Source organism: Phycicoccus sp. Soil748, from assembly GCF_001428025.1.
Taxonomy (GTDB): Bacteria; Actinomycetota; Actinomycetes; order Actinomycetales; family Dermatophilaceae; genus Pedococcus.
On record NZ_LMSC01000005.1, the window covers coordinates 191,016 to 209,362 of the forward strand.

Consider the following 18,347-nt stretch of genomic DNA (forward strand, 5'->3'; position numbering starts at 1 on the left):
GGGACCGTGACAGCGCGCATCCTCGACGGCAAGGCAGTCCTCGCGACCATCAAGGGGGAGCTGCGCGGCAGGGTCGACGCGCTGCGCGAGCACGGCGTCGTCCCCGGGCTCGGCACGGTGCTGGTCGGTGACGACCCCGGCAGCCACTGGTACGTCAACGCCAAGCACAAGGACTGCGCCGAGATCGGCGTCACGAGCATCCGCCGCGACCTGCCGGCCACGGCGACCCAGGCTGAGGTCGAAGCCGTCATCGACGAGCTGAACGCCGACCCGGCCTGCACCGGCTTCCTGGTGCAGCAGCCCACCGGCCTCGACGAGATGGCCCTGCTGTCACGGGTCTCGCCGGACAAGGACGTCGACGGCCTGCACCCCACGAACCTCGGGTGGCTGGCGCTCGGGAAGCCGGCCCCGCTGCCATGCACCCCGATGGGCTGCATCGAGCTGCTGCGCCGCCACGACGTGCAGATCGCCGGCGCCAACGTCGTCGTCATCGGCCGCGGCCTCACCGTCGGCCGTCCCCTTGGTCTCATCCTGACCCGCAAGAGCGAGAACGCCACGGTCACGCTGTGCCACACCGGCACCAAGGACCTCGGCGCCGAGGTGCGACGGGCCGACATCGTCATCGCCGCGGCCGGGGTGCCCGGCATCGTCACCAAGGACATGGTCAAGCCGGGGGCGGCGGTGCTCGACGTGGGCGTCAGCCGGGTCGACGGCAAGATCGCCGGTGACGTGGCCCCGGACGTCGCCGAGGTCGCCGGCTGGGTCAGCCCCAACCCCGGCGGTGTCGGGCCGATGACGCGCGCGCTCCTGCTGACCAACATCGTCGTCGCCGCCGAACGGCAGCTCGCCGCGGCCACGGCCTGACACCGTGACCGCGCCGCGCCTGGGCTGGTGGTGGGTCGCCGCCCCGGTGCTGCTCGTGGGGATCATCGCCTTCCAGCTCGGGCACGTCCGCTTCGCCGGCTTCACCCTCGCCGCCGGCCTCGGCTTCGCAGCGGTGCTGCGCCTCGTGCTCCCCAACGCCCTGAGCGGGGGCCTCGTGGTGCGGTCCCGGCTCGTGGACGTGTTCACCATGGCCGTGTTCGGCCTCGTCCTGGCCGTCATCACCTACAGCCTGGACCTCCACCCGCGCCGCTGACGGCAGACGCGTGACGGCAGACGCGTGACGGCCGGCCCCGGGTGACCCGGGACCGGCCGTCGCTGCGTACGGGGTGGAGGCGCCTCAGATGAGGCCCAGGCCCTTGACTGCGTCGCGCTCCTCCTCGAGCTCCTTGACGGAGGCGTCGATCTTGCCGCGCGAGAAGTCGTCGATGTCCAGGCCCTGCACGATCGACCACTGGCGGTCCTTCACCGTGACGGGGAAGGAGGAGATCAGGCCCTCCGGCACGCCGTACGAGCCGTCGGAGCAGACCGACATCGACACCCAGTCGCCGTCGGGGGTTCCGAGCGCCCAGTCGCGGGCGTGGTCGACGGTGGCGCTGGCGGCCGAGGCGGCCGAGGAGGCGCCACGCGCCTCGATGATCGCCGCACCGCGCTTGGCGACGGTGGGGATGAAGGTGCCGGCCAGCCAGTCCTGGTCGCCCACGGTCTCGGCGGCGTTCTTGCCCGAGACCTCGGCGTGGAAGAGGTCGGGGTACTGCGTGGCGGAGTGGTTGCCCCAGATCGTCATCTTGCGGATCTCGGTGACCGGCACGCCGAGCTTGGCTGCGAGCTGGGAGATCGCGCGGTTGTGGTCCAGGCGGGTCAGCGCCGCGAAGCGCTCGCGCGGGATGTCGGGGGCGTTGCTCATGGCGATGAGCGCGTTGGTGTTGGCCGGGTTGCCGGTCACGGTGACCTGGATGTCGTCGGCCGCGACCTTGTTGAGGGCCTTGCCCTGGGGGGCGAAGATGCCGCCGTTGGCCTCGAGGAGGTCACCGCGCTCCATACCAGGGCCGCGGGGGCGCGCGCCGACCAGCAGGGCGTGGTTGACGCCGTCGAAGACCTTCTCGGCGTCGTCGCCGATCTCGACCTTGGCCAGCGTCGGGAACGCGCAGTCGTCGAGCTCCATGACGACGCCCTCGAGCGCCTTGAGCGCCGGGGTGATCTCGAGGAGCCGCAGCTCCACGGGGACGTCCGGGCCGAAGAGCGAACCGCTCGCGATCCGGAAGAGGAGGCTGTAGCCGATCTGGCCGGCGGCGCCGGTGACGGCGACCTTGACGGGGGTAGTGCTCACGGTGGGCCCTTCACGTCGGTGGGGTGGGACAGCTGTCCCGACGCTAGCAGGGGCGGGGTGGTGCGTTCGCGGTGGTGCGCCCGCCGGGAGCACGCACGGGGCGCAGGGCTCGGGACCCCGTGGCTAGGGTCGTGGCATGCCCACTCCGGACTTCATCCTGGCCCTGCGCGACAAGGTCGGCACCGACCTGCTGTGGCTCACCGGCGTGAGCGCCGTCGTCCGCAACGAGCGCGGCGAGGTGCTGCTCGTCCGGCGAGCCGACAACGGCCAGTGGGCGCTGGTCAGCGGCATCCTCGAACCGGGGGAGCAGCCCGCCGAGGGCCTGCGTCGCGAGGTCGAGGAGGAGACGGGCGTCGTCGTGACGATCGACGCACTGACCGGGGTCTGGACCCTGCCGCCGATCGAGTACCCCAACGGTGACGTCGCGCAGTACCTCGACCTCTGCTTCCTCGCGACCCACGTCTCCGGCGACGCGCGCGTCAACGACGACGAGTCCCTCGAGGTCGGCTGGTTCGCCGTCGACGCCCTGCCGTCGATGCCGGAGCGGTCGCGCACCCGGCTCGACCGCGCGCTCGCCCACACCGGCCGGACCTGGTTCGCCGCGGATGCAGCCGGAGAGTCCGTTCCCGGCCCGGACGGGCCGGAGGCGTATGCCGCCGGGCCGGCCCGCGGTGCCGCCCTCGCCACCCTGCGCGACGGCGACCGCGAGGTGGTGGTCCGCCGCGCCCGTGAGTCCGACCTGCCCGCCGTCGTGCGGCTGCTCGCCGACGACCGGCTCGGGGCGACCCGCGAGGACGAGGGCGACCTCACCCCGTACCGGCGCGGGCTCGCGGCGGTCGACGCCGACCCGCACCAGCTCCTGGTGGTCCTCGACGACGGCGGCGAGGTCGTCGGCACGCTGCAGCTGACCTTCATCCCCGGCATCTCGCACGGCGGCGCCTGGCGAGCCCAGGTGGAAGGGGTGCGTGTCGCCTCGGACCGTCGCGGCAGCGGTCTGGGTGGACGGCTGATGGAGTGGGTCGCGCAGGAGAGCCGTCGGCGCGGCTGTGCGGTGGTGCAGCTCACCACGAACACGTCCCGCACCGACGCGCACCGGTTCTACGAGCGGCTCGGCTTCGTGCGCTCGCACGAGGGCTACAAGCTCAGCGTGGTGGACGCCCGCCCCGCTGCGCCGGCGGAGGTCGCTGCCCCCTAGGTTGGCGCCATGCGCGAAGTGGGGGACATGGTCGTCAAGCAGGGTTTCTACCTCCGGCCGAGGTATCGCAACTACCTGGTGCTGTGGCCGGTCGTCCTCACGGTCGCCGAGGGCCGGCTGCGCCTCGTCGACCACAAGGACCGGGTGCACCTCGACGCGCCGGCGCAGGAGGTGTCGGCGCGGTTCAGCCGGTTCGGACTGATGCACCTGTCCCACGCGGGCCGCCGCCTCCCGCTGCAGCGCCACGGTGCCAACTGGTCGCCGAACTTCACGACGCGGCAGGTCGAGGAGCTCGAGGCGGCGGGGATGCCCGTGCCGGGGCTCGCTGGAGGCATGTCGGGCGGCGGCGGTGACGGGTTGCTCGACGCGCTCGCCGGCCTCTCGGCGCTCGGTGAGGCGGCCGACGCCGCAGCGTCGCTGGGGTCCGGTGGACCGCTTCGACGCAGCTGGCCCCCGATCCTGACGGCCCTCGGCTGCCGGGTCGAGACGCGCGGCTGACGCCCGGGGCTCGACCGCCCCCCAGCGGGCGGCTGGGGGAGTAGAACTGTCCTGACGGCTGGCACGGACAGGTGGGTGCGATGGGCAGCGGAACCAAGGACGACCCGTGGGTGCTCAAGACCCCGCCGGGCACGGCTGACTACACGATGTACCGAGACGACGACGCCGACCCCGCGCAGCTGGTCTGCCAGGTCGGGTCGACACGACTGACGTACGACGCGCGCGTCGTCGAGGACCTGCACGTCTGGCTCCGTGAGCAGGGCGACTGGGTGTCCCTCGGATCTGCCGACGAGCAGAAGCCCGCCAGGGAGGGGACGGTCGAGGCGTGGGCCCGGTCCGCCGACAACCCGATCGGCGGGTGGTACGGGCTGCGCAAGGGGTACCGAGGTCGCGTGGGGATGTACCTGCCGCCACTTCTCGAGGAGCTCGGCCTGGCCGAGGTCGAGCACCTGCCCCGCAACAACCGGATGCGCGCGCTCTGAGCCGGAGCGTCAGCGTCGCGCGTGCTCCTCGGCTCTCAGGACCATGCTGCGGTGCATCCACGCGTACAGGGCCACGTCGCCGAGCCGGGTCGCCTCACCGTAGAGGCGGCCCGCCGTCCCTTCCGGCCTGAACGCGTGGCTCAGCTTCAGGCGGGACCCGTGGCCCTCGGGAGTGACCTCCAGCTCGAGGTCCATGTGGCCTGGCAGGCGCGTGTCGGGCTTCAGCACCATGCGGTGGCCGGCCTCCACGGCCGTGACGGTCCAGAAGTCCACCCGGTCGCCGACCCGCAGGGACCGGTCGGGGCGCCCGCGGCGACGCCCCGGGCCACCGATGAGCCGGTCCACCCCGCAGCGCGCCTGCCACACGAGCTCGGGGGTGAACCATCCGGTGTCTCCGCCGACCGAGGTCACGACGTCCCACAGGACTGCGACGGGCGCGTCGACGTGCGAGCTGCGTGTGCCACCGATGACCGTGTCCACCCGGTCCACGGTAGGCGGCCGGACGGCGGACCGCTCGGCTCGCCGCCGCCGGGTGGGTCGCCCAGACTGGGTCGGGTGACAGGGCTTCCGGAGGTGCACGCATGACGCGGCGGTGGCTGTTCGCCGACCAGCTCGGACCGCACTTCGATGTGGGGCGCGACGGGGTGCTGCTCGTCGAGAGCCGGGAGGCCCTCGGCCGTCGCCGCTACCACCGCCAGAAGCTCCACCTCGTCCTCTCGGCGCTGCGCCACCGGGCAGCCGAGCTCGGCGACTCCGCCGTCCTGCTGAGGACCGCCACCTACGGTGAGGCGCTGCGCGAGCTCGGGGAGCCGGTGCGCGTCTACGAGCCCACGTCGCGCTCGGCCGCCGACTTCGTCTCCCGCCAGCTCGAGGTCGGTGCCATCGAGGCGGTCGACGCGACGCCTGGGTTCTCATTGTCCCGCAACGACTTCCAGCGCTGGGCAGGCGACCGGCGACGGCTGCGCATGGAGGACTTCTACCGGTTCCAGCGCCAGCGCCTCGACCTGCTCGTCGAGGGTGACGGGCACCCGGTCGGTGGACGCTGGTCCTTCGACGAGGACAATCGCGAACCCCCGCCCAAGGGTGCGTCGCGCCTCGACGTGCCCGCGCCGTACCGGCCCCGCGAGGACGACATCGACGCGCAGGTGAGGGAGGACCTCGACCGCTGGGAGCGCGACGAGGGCCTGGAGACCGTCGGCCGCGACGGGCCGCGGCTGTTCGCGGTCACCCGGCGTGAGGCGCTCGCGGCGCTCGAGCGGTTCGTCACCCAGCGGCTCGGGGCGTTCGGGCCCCACGAGGACGCGATGCTGCGCGGCGACTGGGCGATGGCCCACAGCCTGCTGTCGCCGTCGCTGAACCTCGGGCTGCTCGACCCGGTCGAGGTGGCGGAGCGCGCGGTACGGGCCTACCACGACGGCGACGCCCCGCTCGCGTCCGTCGAGGGCTTCGTGCGCCAGGTCGTGGGGTGGCGCGAGTACGTCTGGCATCTCTACTGGCACTTCGGCCCGACCTACCGCAGCCGCAACGGGCTCGGCGCCCGCGAGCGCCTTCCGCAGTGGTTCGCCGACCTCGACGCCGATGCGGTCGAGGCCGCCTGCCTGAGGGACGTCCTCGCCGGCGTCCGCGACCGCGGCTGGGTGCACCACATCCCGCGGCTCATGGTGCTGGGCAACTGGGCCGCCGAGCGCGGCTACGACCCCGACGCGCTCACCGAGTGGTTCCAGACCAGGTTCGTCGACGGGTACGACTGGGTCATGCCGGCCAACGTCGTCGGCATGAGCCAGTACGCCGACGGGGGCGCGATGACGACCAAGCCCTACGTGTCGGGGGGCGCCTACATCAACAAGATGTCGGACTACTGCGGCGGCTGCCGCTACCGCCCGACGGTCCGTGTCGGCGAGGACGCCTGCCCCTTCACCGCCGGCTACTGGGCCTACCTCGACCGCACCGCCGACCGCCTCGAGGGCAACCCACGCATGGCGCGTCCGCTCCAGCAGCGCCACCGCCTCGCCGACCTCGACGCGGCCGTGGAGCAGGAACGGGCCAGGGGAGCAGCTGCCCCCTGACCCGTTCCGGTGCTGCGTGGCTCAGCGCAGGGCGGCCAGCGCCTCGTTGAAGGTCTGCGACGGACGCATCACGGCCGAGGCCTTGGCCTCGTCGGGACGGTAGTAGCCGCCGATGTCGGCCGGGTGCCCCTGCACGCCGAGCAGCTCGCCGTTGATGGTGTCCTCCTGCTCGGTCAGCGTCTGCGACACCTGCGCGAACGCCTCGGCGAGGGCCGCGTCCTGCGTCTGCTGCGCCAGCTCCTGCGCCCAGAACAGCGCGAGGTAGAAGTGGCTGCCGCGGTTGTCGATCTGGCCGACCTTGCGGGCCGGGCCCTTGTTCTCGTTGAGCAGCCGCTCGGTCGCCTTGTCGAGGGTCTCACCGAGCAGTGCCGCACGGGCGTTGTCGGTCGTGGTGGCCATGTGGCGCAGGCTCTCGGCCAGGGCGAGGAACTCGCCGAGGCTGTCCCAGCGCAGGTAGTTCTCCTGCACCAGCTGCTGCACGTGCTTGGGCGCCGAACCACCGGCCCCCGTCTCGAAGAGCCCGCCGCCGTTCATCAGCGGCACGACCGACAGCATCTTGGCGCTGGTGCCGAGCTCGAGGATCGGGAAGAGGTCGGTGTTGTAGTCACGCAGCACGTTGCCGGTCACCGAGATGGTGTCCTCGCCCTTGCGGATGCGCTCGACCGACAGCTTGGCCGCCTCGACCGGGGACAGGACCTGCAGGTCGAGGCCCTCGGTGTCGTGCTCGGGCAGGTAGGCCTCGACCTTGGCGATGAGGTTGCGGTCGTGGGCGCGCTCGCTGTCGAGCCAGAACACCGCGGGCGTCTTCGACGCACGGGCGCGGGTGACGGCCAGCTTGACCCAGTCGCGGATCGGGGCGTCCTTGGTCTGGCAGGCGCGCCAGATGTCGCCCGGCGCGACCTCGTGCTCCATCAGCACGTCACCGGCAGCGTTGACGACCTGGACGCGCCCCGCCTCGGCGATCTCGAACGTCTTGTCGTGGCTGCCGTACTCCTCGGCCTTCTGCGCCATGAGGCCGACGTTCGGCACCGAGCCCATGGTGGTGGGGTCGTAGGCGCCGTGCTCGCGGCAGTCGTCGATGACGGCCTGGTAGACGCCGGCGTAGGAGCTGTCCGGGATGACGGCCAGGGTGTCGGCCTCCTCGCCGTCCGGGCCCCACATGTGGCCGGAGGTGCGGATCATGGCCGGCATCGAGGCGTCGACGATGACGTCGCTCGGGACGTGCAGGTTGGTGATCCCCTTGTCGGAGTTGACCATCGCGAGCTCGGGGCCGTCGGCGAGGCCCTGCTCGATGGCGGCGCGGACCTCGTCGCGGGTGCCCTCGGGGAGGGCGTCGAACCCGTCGAGGATGGAGCCGAGGCCGTTGTTGGCGGACAGGCCCGCGGCGGCGAGCTCGGCGCCGTACCGGGAGAACACGTCGGGGAGGAACGCGCGCACGACGTGGCCGAAGATGATCGGGTCGGAGACCTTCATCATCGTGGCCTTGAGGTGCACCGAGAAGAGCACGCCGTCGGCCTTGGCGCGGGCGACCTGCTCGGTGAGGAACGCGTCGAGGGCGGCGGCACGCATGACCGTGGCGTCGACGACCTCGCCCTCGAGCACCTTCAGGCCGTCCTTGAGGACGGTGGTGCCGGCGTCGGTGACGAGCTGGATCGTCAGGGTGTCGGCGGCGGGGAGGACCACGGACTGCTCGTTGGAGCGGAAGTCGTCCTTGCCCATGGTGGCGACCTGCGTCCTGGAGTCGCGGCTCCAGGCGCCCATGGAGTGCGGGTGCTTGCGCGCGTAGTTCTTGACGGCGGCAGGGGCCCGACGGTCCGAGTTCCCTTCGCGCAGCACGGGGTTCACGGCGCTGCCCTTGACGCTGTCGTACCGTGCGCGGGCGTCCTTCTCCTCGTCGGTGCGGGGCTCGTCGGGGTAGGCCGGGAGGGCGTAGCCCTGCGCCTGCAGCTCGGCGATGGCGGCCTTGAGCTGCGGCACGGACGCCGAGATGTTGGGGAGCTTGATGATGTTGGCCTCGGGCGTGGTCGCCAGCTGCCCGAGCTCACCGAGGGCGTCGCCGACGCGCTGGTCCTCGGGGAGCAGGTCGTCGAACGCGGCGATGATGCGGCCACCGAGCGAGATGTCACGCGTCTCCACCTCCACCCCGGCGGTGGACGCGAAGGCCTCGATCACCGGCAGGAAGGAGTAGGTCGCCAGCATGGGCGCCTCGTCGGTGAGGGTGTAGATGATCTTGGCCATGTCGGCGGCTCGCTCCCTGGGCTCGTGGGCGCCCGCACCGTGCGGGCGAGGCCTGCTCAGGCTATCGAACGGCCTCCGCGCCGCGACGGGTCAGGTCGCGGGCGTGAGGTCCTCGGGGTCGACCATGCCGACGATGTCCTCGTCGCGGCGGTCGACGCCGGTGACCAGGTGGTACGTCGCGCCGGCGATCGCGGCGCCGACCAGCGGCGCCACCCAGAACGCCCACAGCTGGCCGGGGGCGCCGTTGCCGTTGAAGAACGCCACGGCGGTCGAGCGGGCGGGGTTGACGGAGGTGTTGCTGATGGGGATGGAGACGAGGTGGATCAGCGTCAGGCCGAGGCCGATGGCGATGGGTGCGAAGCCCACCGGGGCACGGTCGTCCGTGGCGCCCAGGATGATGTAGAGGAAGAAGGCCGTCAGGATCGCCTCGGCGACCAGCACCGCGACGAGGGTGTAGCCGCCCGGGGAGTGGTCGCCGTACCCGTTGGCGGCGAGGTTGCCGGTGACGTCGAACCCGCGCACCCCGCGCGCGATCCCCCACAGGGCGAGCCCGGCCAGCAGGCCGCCGAGCACCTGGGACACGACGTAGGCGGGGACGTCACGCCACGGGAAGCGCTTGGCCACCGCGACGCCGAGCGTCACCGCCGGGTTGAAGTGCGCCCCCGAGACGTGGCCCACGGCGTACGCCATCGTCATCACGGTCAGGCCGAACGCCAGGGCCACGCCGAGGAAGCCGATCCCGAGCTGGACGCTCTGGCCGGCGACGACGTTGGGGGCCAGGAACTTGGCGGCGAAGACCGCGCTGCCGCAGCCGCCGAACACCAGCCAGAAGGTGCCGAGCGCCTCGGCGCCCAGGCGCGAGGACAGAGGGGGAGTGCGCATCACGGTCTCCTGACGGTGGAGGGACCCCCGTCGGCCCCCGCTTGGGTCCATGGTGGTGGGGACGGCAGGCGCCCACAAGAGCGGCGCGCTGTGGCGCCTCCAGGGGGCGCACCTCGTCCGAACGGTCGAGGCCGGGGTCGGCCGTTGGTCCGGACCAGTCGGGCGAAAACGGCACGAAAGCGACGAGGTGCTCCGGGCGTCTTTACCGAGTGCTGGTGAAGCCGACGCGCGCGCTTTACCTTTCTGTCATGGCTCCCGGGCTTTCTTGGGGGAGAGCTCGGGAGCCATGGACTTTGGGATCTGGCTCCGCACATGGGGGTGTGCGTGGGTCCGGGCCGGGCGGCGCCCGACGTGGTGCCGCCCGACCCGGTCTCGCAGGGCACGAGGGGCGGTGGCGTCGCAGCGGCGACGGCACCGCCCCTCGTGGCGTCTGCGGTGGTCCGCTCAGCGCCCGCTGGCGCGGGTGACGAAGTCGGCGAGGTCGCGGCTCTGCTGCAGGCGCGACGGCTCGTGGACGTACATCATGTGCCCCGCCTCGTAGTAGGCGTGCTCGATGTTGTCCTGCAGGGCTGCCGGCACCTGCAGGTGCGCGACGACGTCCTGTGCCCCGTAGTACGGGGTGGCGCCGTCGTGGTACCCGTAGGCGATGTGCACCTTGAGGTGGGGGTTGCCGCGCATCGCCCGGGCGAGCTTGTCCGAGACGTCGACCGGCTTGCCCTCGAACTCCTTGTAGGACCAGTCCGTGGCCGCCTGCCGGGAGAAGACGGCGTAGGGCAGCTCGTTGCGGTAGCCGAGCTCGTCGCGCACGTAGTGGTTCCATGCCGCGGAGTAGGGCCCGAGGATCGCGTCCATGGACGGGTCGGCGTCCCAGGTCTCGGCGTTGCCCGACGCCAGGGGGCCGGTGAAGCGGCTGTCGAGGCGACCGGTGGCCAGGCCCTGGTCGCGCAGCAGCTCGGTGAAGAACCGCACGTGCTCGATCCGCAGGTCGGCCCGGTCCACGTAGGTCGGGGACAAGCCGGTCAGCGCAGCGACCTTCGCGACGTGCTCCGCGCGCTCGGTCGCGGTCAGCCGCGACCCGCGGGACAGGGCCCACGGGTAGTCGCGCGCTGCATACTCCTCGGCCTCGGCGAGCACGGTGCGCAGCGACCTCCGGCCGTGCTTGCCGTGGTGGTGCGCGGTGGCGGCGTACGTCGGCAGGTAGTCGACGTGCGCGCGGTCGTTCCTGAACTCGAACTCCACCGTGGCCAGGTCGAGCACTGAGCTGATGAGCATGAGCCCGTTGAGGTAGAGGCCGTGGCGCGCCTGCAGGTGCTCGGCGAGCGCGGCAGCACGGATGGTGCCGTAGGACTCGCCGGCGATGAACTTCGGTGACAGCCAACGGTTGTGGCGCGTGGTCCACAGCCGGATGAGCTCGCCGACGCTCTCGATGTCGGCCGTGAAGTCGTGGTAGTCCTTGGCCTTGCCGCCCTCGACGGCCCGGGAGTAGCCGGTCGAGACCGGGTCGATGAAGACGAGGTCCGACACGGCGAGCAGGGAGTCGGGGTTGTCGAGCAGGCCGTACGGCGGCGGGGTCGGGGACCCGGCGTCGCCGGAGTCGACCCGACGGGGACCGAGCAGCCCGAGGTGCAGCCACACCGAGCTCGAGCCGGGACCGCCGTTGAACGCGAACGTGACCGGTCGCTGCGTGGTCCCCGGGGTGTCGACGACGTAGGACGTGATGCTCAGCTCCGCCTTGGCGTGGTGGCCCTTGAACACGGAGTCCTCGAAGACCTCCTCGCGCAGGACCACCCGACCAGTCGTGGCGGTGTAGCGCAGGCGACGTCGTCCCACCGCGAGCGTGTGGTGGGTCTCGACGAGGTCGTCCTCCGGCGGGGCGGGGGTCGTCGTGACGGTCCGCGTGTCGGTGGTCGTCGTCACCGTGGCACCGGGCTCGGCGGCCGTGCCGGGGCCGGTACCGGGCGTGGTGGCGGACGGCTGGGCGGAGGAGTCCTCGGGCATGCGCGTCACCCTAGTGCGCGGGAGCGGCCACAGGGGGCCGGTCATGAGGTACCGGGTGGCCCGCGCCAGAATGGTCGGATGCGCCTGATCACCGCCAACGTCAACGGCATTCGCGCCGCGGCCCGCAGGGGAGGCGTCGCCTGGCTGGCAGCGCAGGGCGCCGACGTGCTGTGCCTGCAGGAGGTGCGGGCCGACGACGACCAGCTCGCTGCCGCGCTCGACGCGGACGGGTTCGCCGGGTGGCACGTGGCGCACACCGAGGCAGCGTCGAAGGGCCGCTCGGGCGTCGCGGTGGTCTCCCGTGACCCGCACCTGCGCGTCGGGACGTCGGTCGGGCCGCAGGAGTTCGACGGCCTGGGCCGCTGGCTGGAGGTCGACCTCGCCACCCCGGCCGGCCCGGTCACGGTGGTCTCGACCTACGTGCACACCGGCGAGGCAGGCACCCCACGGCAGGAGGAGAAGCTGCGCTTCCTCGATGCCGTCGACGCTCGGCTGCGGCGGTGGGCCGCGGATGGGGCCCTCGCCGTGGTCACCGGTGACCTCAACGTCGCCCACGCGGAGCACGACCTCAAGAACTGGAAGGGCAACCTCAAGAAGTCAGGGTTCCTGCCCGACGAGCGGGCCTACCTCGACCGGTGGTTCGCTGACGGCGAGTGGGCCGACGTGCACCGGACCCTGCACGGACCCGGTCCCGGTCCGTACACGTGGTGGTCGTGGCGGGGGAAGGCCTTCGACCACGACGCGGGCTGGCGGATCGACTACCAGCTTGCCAGCCGGCCCCTCGCGGACCGGGCGGTGCGCGCCTCGGTCGGCCGCGCGGCGGCATACGACCAGCGCTGGTCCGACCACGCGGCCGTGACGGTCGACTACGACCTCGCCTGACCCGGTCCGTCCTCGAGGGGTGGTGCGGCGAGTGATGCCAGCACGCGCTCGCGCAGGAGCTCGTACTGCTCGCGGTGGCGGCGAGGGCCCTCGGGCGGCCGGACGACCACCGTGCCGCCGACGACCTCCTCCTCGGGGAGGAACTGGTCGCCGGTGAGGTCGAGCTTCGCCCCGTCCGGCAGCACGTTCCAGTAGTGGTGGCCCACCTTGACACCGTCCACGTGGACCTCGGCGAGGACCAGGTCGCCGCCCAGCACGTCCTGCACGACCAGCGCCGTCATGCCGCACTGGTCGCGGGACGGGTTGTCCGGGCTCCACTCGTCCCGGCTGTCGGGGTAGCAGGTGTCAGGGCCCCAGGCCGACCGGAAGTGGGGGAGCAGGCCCTCGGCTGTCGTCGTCATGCCCGCACCCTGCCACCGACCCCCGACAGCGGTTCGGTCCACCGAGACCCCCGCTGGGGCGGGTCGCGTCCGAGCCAGGGGCATCCGGACGCGACCCGCGGTCAGGGATGGTTCAGAGGTCGCGACCGGCCGGGTCGGAGGCGGACACCACGAAGCACTCGGGGGCGGTGAACCCCCGGTCGGCGAAGGCCTTCTCGACGGCGGCCCGGGCCGCGTCGGCGTCCTCGCGGCGGACCAGGGCGATGGCGGAACCGCCGAAGCCGCCGCCGGTCATCCGGGCTCCCAGGGCGCCGGCACCGGTCGCCGCCGTGACGGCGGTGTCGAGCTCGGGGACGGAGATCTCGAAGTCGTCGCGCATGGAGGCGTGCGACTCGAGGAAGAGCTCACCGAGCCGCTCGAAGTCGTCGGCCCGCAACGCCTCTCGGGCAGCCTCGACGCGCGCGATCTCGGTGACGACATGACGGGCGCGACGCCGGAGCAGGTCGCCGGACAGCGAGGACAGCGCCTCGTCCAGGCCCTCGAGCGGGATCTCGCGCAGCGTCGAGACCCCCAGCTCGCGGGCCGCCCGCTCGCAGGAGTCGCGTCGCTCGGCGTACTGCCCGTCGACCAGCGCGTGCTCGGCGCGGGTGTCGACGACGAGCAGGGCCAGGCCGTGGGCGTCGAGGTCGAAGGGCACCTGCTCGGTGGAGTGGTCGCGGCAGTCGAGCAGCAGCGCGTGGCCGGCGGACGCGAGGAGCGCGGCCGACTGGTCCATGCCCCCGGTGGGCGCCTGGGCGACGGTGTTCTCGGCCTCCACGCACGCAGCGGCCAGGGCGGCGCGGCCCCGCGTCGAGTCGAGGAGCCCGAGCCCACCGGTGTCGCTGACCGCCGCGGCGACCGCGCACTCCAGCGCCGCCGAGCTCGACAGACCGGCGCCCAGGGGGACCCCGCCGTCCACGGCGACGTCGAACCCGCCCACCTCGTGGCCGGCGCGGGCGAGGGCCCACGGCACCCCGGCCACGTACGCAGCCCAACCCTCGGGCGAGCCGGGTCCGACCTCGTCGAGCGAGGTCTCGACCAGCCCGTCCCCCTGCGCCGACACCATGCGCAGCCGGCCGTCGTCGCGGCGGCGGAGGGCGGCATACGTGCGGTGGGGCAGGGCGATGGGCAGGCAGAGGCCGCCGTTGTAGTCGGTGTGCTCGCCGATGAGGTTGACCCGCCCCGGCGCCGACCACACACCCTCCGGCTCCTCGCCGAACGTCTCGCGGAACAGCTCGGCCGCGCGCTGGGCCGTCACGGGGCGACCTCGCGCAGGCGGGCGGCGATGCGCTCCGGCGGGATGTCGTTGACCCAGCCGCCGACCCCGGACTCCGAGCCCGCGAGGTACTTCAGCTTCTTGGGGGAGCGCAGCACCGACATCACCTGCAGGTGCAGGCGCGAGACGTCGCGGCCCTGCTTGGCCGGGGCCTGGTGCCAGCCGGCGATGTAGGGCAGCCGGATCGGCGACCCGTCCTTGGTCACGTAGTAGCGGTCGAGGCGCCCGAGCAGGTCGAGGTAGACCCGGGCGAGGTCGTCGCGCTCGTCGTCGGTGAGGGCGACGAGGTCCGGCACATCGCGTCGGGGGGCGAGGTGCACCTCCACCGGCCAGCGGGCTGCATACGGGACGTAGGCGGTCCAGTGCTCGGTGTCGATGACCACCCGCTCCTTGGCGTGCAGCTCCGCCGCGAGGATGTCGGCCCCGAGGAGCCGTCCGGTGCGGGCGTGGTGCTCGGTGGCCTGCGCCAGGATCGTGCCGCTGCGCTCGGGCAGGTAGGGGTAGGCGTAGATCTGGCCGTGCGGGTGGTGCAGGGTGACGCCGATCTCCTGTCCTCGGTTCTCGAAGCAGAAGACCTGCTGCACCTCGTCGACCGCCCCGAGCTCGGCGGTCCGGTCGGCCCAGGCGTCGATGACCGTGCGAGCCCGCTCGGGGGTGAGGTCGGCGAACGTCGACTCGTGGTCGCTGGTGAAGCAGACGACCTCGCACCGGCCCAGCGCGGGGCGGCTCTGGATGAGGTCGCCGTCGCGCACCTCGCCGGCCGAGTGCGCGGAGACCGGGGCGTAGGAGGGGAAGCGGTTCTCGAAGACCACGACGTCGTACGTCGACTCAGGCACCTCCGAGGGCACGCTTCCCGTGCCGGTGGGGCACAGGGGGCACTCGTCCTTGGGCGGCAGGAAGGTCCGGTTGCTGCGGTGACCGGCGACGGCCACCCAGTCGCCGACGAGGGCGTCGTAGCGGATCTCGCCGGAGGCGGCGCGCTCGCCGAGGGGGCGGGTGTCCTCGGCGGTCCGTCCGGGCGCACCCGGGGTGTCGTCGAAGTAGATGATCTCGCGGCCGTCGGCGAGCCGCCGGCTGGTGCGTCGCAGCGTCATGCCTGGCTCCTGGTGGTCCTGGCCGCTCGGGCGGTCGTGGGGGCGGCGAGGACGATCTCGACCCCGGCGTCGGTGAGCGCCTGCTGGGCCCGCGGGCCGAGGCCCGGGTCGGTGACCAGCAGGTCGACCGAACCCAGCGGGATGATGGTGCTGAGCCCCACCGTGCCCCACTTGCTGTGGTCGGCGAGGACGCACACCTGGCGGGCCGTCTGGACGAGGGCCTGGTTGGTCTCCGCCTCGACGAGGTTGGGGGTGGTGAGGCCGGCGCGGGCGTCCATGCCGTGGACGCCGAGGAACAGCCGGTCGACGTGCAGCATGCGGAGGGCGGCCACGGCGACCGGCCCCACGAGGGCGTCGGACGGGGTGCGGACACCGCCGGTGAGGACGACGGTCTGCCCCGGCGCGCCGGACTCGTGGAGCAGCTGCGCGACGGGCACCGAGTTGGTGACCACCGTGAGGTCCGGCACCGTGCGCACGGCCCGGGCGAACTCGTAGGTGGTCGTGCCGGCGGAGATGCCGATGGCGGCCCCGGGCTCGACGAGCTGTGCGGCTGCCATGGCGATGGCGTTCTTCTGGACCTGCATGAGGGCGGACTTCGCCGTGAAGCCGGGCTCCTCGCTCGAGCGGCCGCCGACGGCGAGCGCCCCGCCGTGGACGCGCTCGACGAGCCCCTCGGTGGCGAGCTGCTCGATGTCGCGACGGACGGTCATGTCGGAGACGCCGAGCTGCTCCACGAGCTCGGACACGCGCACAGCACCGCTGTCCTCGACGAGGCCGAGGATGGTCGCGCGACGCTGGCTGGCGAGCACTAGGCCTCCCTGACCACCGCGACGGCGCCGGGCGCGAGACCGGTGGTCGAGGTGAACTCGCGGTCGGCCACGAGGTCGTGGCCCTTGACCGGGACGTGCTGCTCGGTGCCGGTGTCGTTGACGAGGAAGACCCAGGAGCCGCTCTCGCTGCGGCGGCGCACTGCCTCCACGCCTGCGGGGACCTCGACCACCGGCGTGACGCTACCGGCCGCCGTGACCTGCTCGAGCAGCGCCCCGAGCGAGGCGTCGTCGAGCAGCGTGCTGAGGTACCACGCGGCTCCGGTACCGGTCGCGCGGCGCGTGAGCGCGGGGCGGCCGGCGAGGGGCCCGGAGGTGTAGCGCTGCAGCACCTCTGCGTCGACGGGGGTCACGTCCTCGGACCAGAGCCTGCCCGTGCCCGCGTCGAGGGCGACCTCCTCGCCGACGAGGAGGGGGAAGAACTCCTCGACGCGGACGCCGAGCAGGTCGCGGAAGGCCCCGGGGTAGCCGCCGAGGCGCACGTGGTCGTCCTCGTCGCTGATCCCGGAGAAGAAGGTCACCAGCACCTGGGCGCCCGCCTCGGCCGCGGCACCGACCGCGGCGGCGTGCTCGTCGCTGACGAGGTAGAGGGTGGGCACGACGACGACCTTGTAGGCCGTGAGGTCGGCGCTGGGGTGGACCACGTCGGCCGTGATGCCCCGCTCACGCAGCAGCCGGTGGACGGCGTGCGGGGTCGTGGCGTAGCCGAGGGCGCTCGACGGCATCGCCGGACCGGAGGCGGCCCACTGCGCCTGGTAGTCCCAGAGGATCGCGACCTCGGCCTCCACGCGGGAGCCGAGGGCCTCACCGAGCCGCTGGGCGACCCGGCCGAGCTCGACGACCTCGCGGAACCGCGCGCTGTCCCGACCCGCGTGGGGCACGAGGGCGGAGTGGAACTTCTCCGACCCGGAGCGCGACTGCCGCCACTGGAAGAAGCCGAGGGTGTCGGCTCCGCGGGCCACGTGGGCCAGGCTGTCGCGCAGCGTGCCGCCGGGGACCTTGGCCGGGTTGACCGGCTGCCAGTTGACCGCGCTGGTCGAGTGCTCCATGAGCATCCACGGCCGGCCGCCGGCGAGCCCGCGGGTGAGGTCACCGCTGAAGGCCAGCTCGGCCCTGGGGTCCTCGAGCGCGGCGACGACGTAGTGGTCCGTGCTGACGACGTCCTGCTCGCCCGCCCACTGGTGGTAGTCGAGGTGGTCGAAGTGGGCCAGCGTCATGAAGTTCGTCGTCACCGGGACGCCGGGCGACAGCTCGTTCAGCACCGCCTTCTCGCTGCGGTAGAAGTCGAGCAGGGTGTCCGACTGGAACCGCTTGTAGTCGAGCACGTGCGTGGGGTTGGCGAAGGTGGTCGTCAGCCGCGGCGGGAGGACCTGCCCCCAGTCGGTGTAGCGCTGGCTCCAGAAGGCCGTGCCCCACGCGTCATTGAGCCGCTCGAGCGTCTCGTGCCGCCGCTGCAGCCAGACCCGGAAGCCGGCGGCGCAGGTGTCGCAGTAGCAGGGGATGTTGTGGCAGGCGTACTCGTTGGAGACGTGCCACATCGCCAGCGCCGGGTGGTCGTGGTAGCGCTGGGCGAGCTGCGTGGTCAGGGCCAGGGCGAAGTCGCGGTAGACGGGCGAGCTCGGGCACCAGGCCTGCCGGCTGCCGGGCCACAGCGTGTGCCCCTCGTGGTCGACGGGGAGGATCTCCGGGTGCGCCGCCGACAGCCACGGGGGAGGGGTGGCCGTGGCGGTGGCGAGGTCGACCGCGATGTCGTTGGCGTGCAGCATCTCCATGATGTCGTCGAGCCAGGCGAAGTCGTACTCGCCCTTCGCGGGCTCGAGCCACGACCACGAGAAGACTCCCAGGGTGACGAAGGAGACGCCTGCCTCGCGCATGAGCTCCATGTCCTCGGACCAGACCTCGCGCGGCCACTGCTCCGGGTTGTAGTCGCCGCCGAGGGCGACCTGACGGTTCGGCCATGAACGCATGCGGCACAGTCTCGTCCCGCCCACAGGGCGATGTCAACAAAAACCAACATGTGCGTCCGTGGCTGCGGAAGGCCTTGACCAGCGGCGGTCGGCGGGGCGGTTGCGTCCGAGCGACCCCTGCCCGTTCTGCACCATTGCTGCAGGCTTGTTCTCCCGTGGTTGAGCCATATTCGGCGGTATCGAGCCCATGCCGACCGTCGTCGGCGGCCTCGTCGGGCGCGGCGCCACATCGTGATGGGCAAACCCTTGACAGGCGCTGGTCGGCAGCGCCATCCTCGGAACTTGTTGATGGTTTTTGATCGAATCTGTCG

General features: G+C 72.5%; 17 protein-coding genes. 7 read left to right on the top strand and 10 right to left on the bottom strand.

All coding sequences use genetic code 11. The annotated features are described in order from the left end of the window. The first annotated feature begins 6 nt into the window (after positions 1-6). Both ASG70_RS03450 and ASG70_RS03455 read left to right on the top strand, forming a co-directional pair. Positions 7-864 (top strand): bifunctional methylenetetrahydrofolate dehydrogenase/methenyltetrahydrofolate cyclohydrolase, encoded by an 858-nt coding sequence (locus ASG70_RS03450; protein WP_056882450.1) that lies wholly within the window; start codon positions 7-9, stop codon positions 862-864. A 4-nt stretch (positions 865-868) separates the two neighbouring features. After that, positions 869-1,138 carry a DUF3017 domain-containing protein gene (locus tag ASG70_RS03455; protein ID WP_056882451.1) on the top strand — a complete coding sequence of 90 codons (270 nt, stop codon included), beginning with the start codon at positions 869-871 and terminating at the stop codon, positions 1,136-1,138. Positions 1,139-1,222: 84 nt separating this feature from the next. Here the strand turns inward: ASG70_RS03455 and ASG70_RS03460 are convergent, their stop codons facing one another. Beyond that, on the bottom strand, positions 1,223-2,212 hold the full coding sequence (locus ASG70_RS03460) for a malate dehydrogenase (RefSeq protein ID WP_056882452.1): 990 nt from the start codon (positions 2,210-2,212) through the stop codon (positions 1,223-1,225). A 136-nt stretch (positions 2,213-2,348) separates the two neighbouring features. On the opposite strand from ASG70_RS03460, the gene ASG70_RS20295 reads away from it, so the two are divergent. The 3 genes from ASG70_RS20295 to ASG70_RS03480 all read left to right on the top strand — a co-directional run bounded on the left by ASG70_RS20295 (position 2,349) and on the right by ASG70_RS03480 (position 4,387). Then, positions 2,349-3,407, top strand: a complete 1,059-nt coding sequence (locus ASG70_RS20295; RefSeq protein WP_369818867.1) for a GNAT family N-acetyltransferase — start codon at positions 2,349-2,351, stop codon at positions 3,405-3,407. Positions 3,408-3,416: 9 nt separating this feature from the next. Next, complete coding sequence (locus ASG70_RS03475; protein ID WP_156399801.1) at positions 3,417-3,905, top strand: hypothetical protein; 489 nt, start codon at positions 3,417-3,419, stop codon at positions 3,903-3,905. Positions 3,906-3,985: 80 nt separating this feature from the next. Next, positions 3,986-4,387: a DUF6855 family protein gene (locus ASG70_RS03480; protein WP_056882454.1), complete on the top strand. Its 402-nt coding sequence runs from the start codon at positions 3,986-3,988 to the stop codon at positions 4,385-4,387. A gap of 9 nt (positions 4,388-4,396) precedes the next feature. On the opposite strand, the gene ASG70_RS03485 is transcribed toward ASG70_RS03480, so the two are convergent. Further along, entirely contained in the window at positions 4,397-4,867 is a 471-nt protein-coding gene (locus ASG70_RS03485; RefSeq protein ID WP_056882455.1) for a DUF2867 domain-containing protein, read from the bottom strand. Positions 4,868-4,968: 101 nt separating this feature from the next. On the opposite strand from ASG70_RS03485, the gene ASG70_RS03490 reads away from it, so the two are divergent. Continuing rightward, positions 4,969-6,453 carry a cryptochrome/photolyase family protein gene (locus ASG70_RS03490; RefSeq protein ID WP_056882456.1) on the top strand — a complete coding sequence of 495 codons (1,485 nt, stop codon included), beginning with the start codon at positions 4,969-4,971 and terminating at the stop codon, positions 6,451-6,453. Between the two features lie 21 nt (positions 6,454-6,474). Here ASG70_RS03490 and ASG70_RS03495 read toward each other — a convergent pair whose 3' ends face one another. The 3 genes from ASG70_RS03495 to ASG70_RS03505 all read right to left on the bottom strand — a co-directional run bounded on the left by ASG70_RS03495 (position 6,475) and on the right by ASG70_RS03505 (position 11,571). Continuing rightward, the gene (locus ASG70_RS03495; protein ID WP_056882457.1) at positions 6,475-8,691 is read right to left on the bottom strand and encodes an NADP-dependent isocitrate dehydrogenase; all 2,217 of its coding nucleotides are present in this window, start codon (positions 8,689-8,691) and stop codon (positions 6,475-6,477) included. A 90-nt stretch (positions 8,692-8,781) separates the two neighbouring features. Beyond that, on the bottom strand, positions 8,782-9,573 hold the full coding sequence (gene aqpZ, locus ASG70_RS03500; protein ID WP_056882458.1) for an aquaporin Z: 792 nt from the start codon (positions 9,571-9,573) through the stop codon (positions 8,782-8,784). 444 nt (positions 9,574-10,017) lie between these two features. Then, positions 10,018-11,571 carry a S10 family peptidase gene (locus ASG70_RS03505; protein WP_082590039.1) on the bottom strand — a complete coding sequence of 518 codons (1,554 nt, stop codon included), beginning with the start codon at positions 11,569-11,571 and terminating at the stop codon, positions 10,018-10,020. A 78-nt stretch (positions 11,572-11,649) separates the two neighbouring features. Here ASG70_RS03505 and ASG70_RS03510 point away from each other — a divergent pair, with 78 nt between their 5' ends. Further along, positions 11,650-12,453: an exodeoxyribonuclease III gene (locus ASG70_RS03510; protein WP_056882459.1), complete on the top strand. Its 804-nt coding sequence runs from the start codon at positions 11,650-11,652 to the stop codon at positions 12,451-12,453. Here the strand turns inward: ASG70_RS03510 and ASG70_RS03515 are convergent. The 5 genes from ASG70_RS03515 to ASG70_RS03535 form a co-directional block, all read right to left on the bottom strand. Next, the gene (locus ASG70_RS03515; protein WP_056882460.1) at positions 12,438-12,854 is read right to left on the bottom strand and encodes a hypothetical protein; all 417 of its coding nucleotides are present in this window, start codon (positions 12,852-12,854) and stop codon (positions 12,438-12,440) included. The genes ASG70_RS03510 and ASG70_RS03515 overlap by 16 nt on opposite strands. Positions 12,855-12,966: 112 nt before the next feature. Continuing rightward, entirely contained in the window at positions 12,967-14,130 is a 1,164-nt protein-coding gene (galK, locus tag ASG70_RS03520; protein ID WP_056882461.1) for a galactokinase, read from the bottom strand. Next, positions 14,127-15,242, bottom strand: a complete 1,116-nt coding sequence (gene galT, locus ASG70_RS03525) for a galactose-1-phosphate uridylyltransferase (protein ID WP_056882462.1) — start codon at positions 15,240-15,242, stop codon at positions 14,127-14,129. Before galT ends, galK begins: the two co-directional genes overlap by 4 nt. Next, complete coding sequence (locus tag ASG70_RS03530) at positions 15,239-16,051, bottom strand: DeoR/GlpR family DNA-binding transcription regulator (protein WP_056882463.1); 813 nt, start codon at positions 16,049-16,051, stop codon at positions 15,239-15,241. The genes galT and ASG70_RS03530 overlap by 4 nt, the downstream gene beginning before the upstream one ends. Then, on the bottom strand, positions 16,051-18,036 hold the full coding sequence (locus tag ASG70_RS03535) for a beta-galactosidase (protein ID WP_056882464.1): 1,986 nt from the start codon (positions 18,034-18,036) through the stop codon (positions 16,051-16,053). Before ASG70_RS03535 ends, ASG70_RS03530 begins: the two co-directional genes overlap by 1 nt. Positions 18,037-18,347: the final 311 nt, after the last annotated feature.

What these genes read in the sequence shown, in the direction of transcription:
- ASG70_RS20295 (WP_369818867.1), top strand. Translation starts at nt 2,349, where the DNA reads ATGCCCACTCCGGACTTCATCCTGGCCCTGCGCGACAAGGTCGGCACC.
- ASG70_RS03475 (WP_156399801.1), top strand. Translation starts at nt 3,417, where the DNA reads ATGCGCGAAGTGGGGGACATGGTCGTCAAGCAGGGTTTCTACCTCCGG.
- ASG70_RS03480 (WP_056882454.1), top strand. Translation starts at nt 3,986, where the DNA reads ATGGGCAGCGGAACCAAGGACGACCCGTGGGTGCTCAAGACCCCGCCG.
- ASG70_RS03490 (WP_056882456.1), top strand. Translation starts at nt 4,969, where the DNA reads ATGACGCGGCGGTGGCTGTTCGCCGACCAGCTCGGACCGCACTTCGAT.
- ASG70_RS03495 (WP_056882457.1), bottom strand. Translation starts at nt 8,691, where the DNA reads ATGGCCAAGATCATCTACACCCTCACCGACGAGGCGCCCATGCTGGCG.
- aqpZ (WP_056882458.1), bottom strand. Translation starts at nt 9,573, where the DNA reads ATGCGCACTCCCCCTCTGTCCTCGCGCCTGGGCGCCGAGGCGCTCGGC.
- ASG70_RS03505 (WP_082590039.1), bottom strand. Translation starts at nt 11,571, where the DNA reads ATGCCCGAGGACTCCTCCGCCCAGCCGTCCGCCACCACGCCCGGTACC.
- ASG70_RS03510 (WP_056882459.1), top strand. Translation starts at nt 11,650, where the DNA reads ATGCGCCTGATCACCGCCAACGTCAACGGCATTCGCGCCGCGGCCCGC.
- ASG70_RS03515 (WP_056882460.1), bottom strand. Translation starts at nt 12,854, where the DNA reads ATGACGACGACAGCCGAGGGCCTGCTCCCCCACTTCCGGTCGGCCTGG.
- galT (WP_056882462.1), bottom strand. Translation starts at nt 15,242, where the DNA reads ATGACGCTGCGACGCACCAGCCGGCGGCTCGCCGACGGCCGCGAGATC.
- ASG70_RS03535 (WP_056882464.1), bottom strand. Translation starts at nt 18,036, where the DNA reads ATGCGTTCATGGCCGAACCGTCAGGTCGCCCTCGGCGGCGACTACAAC.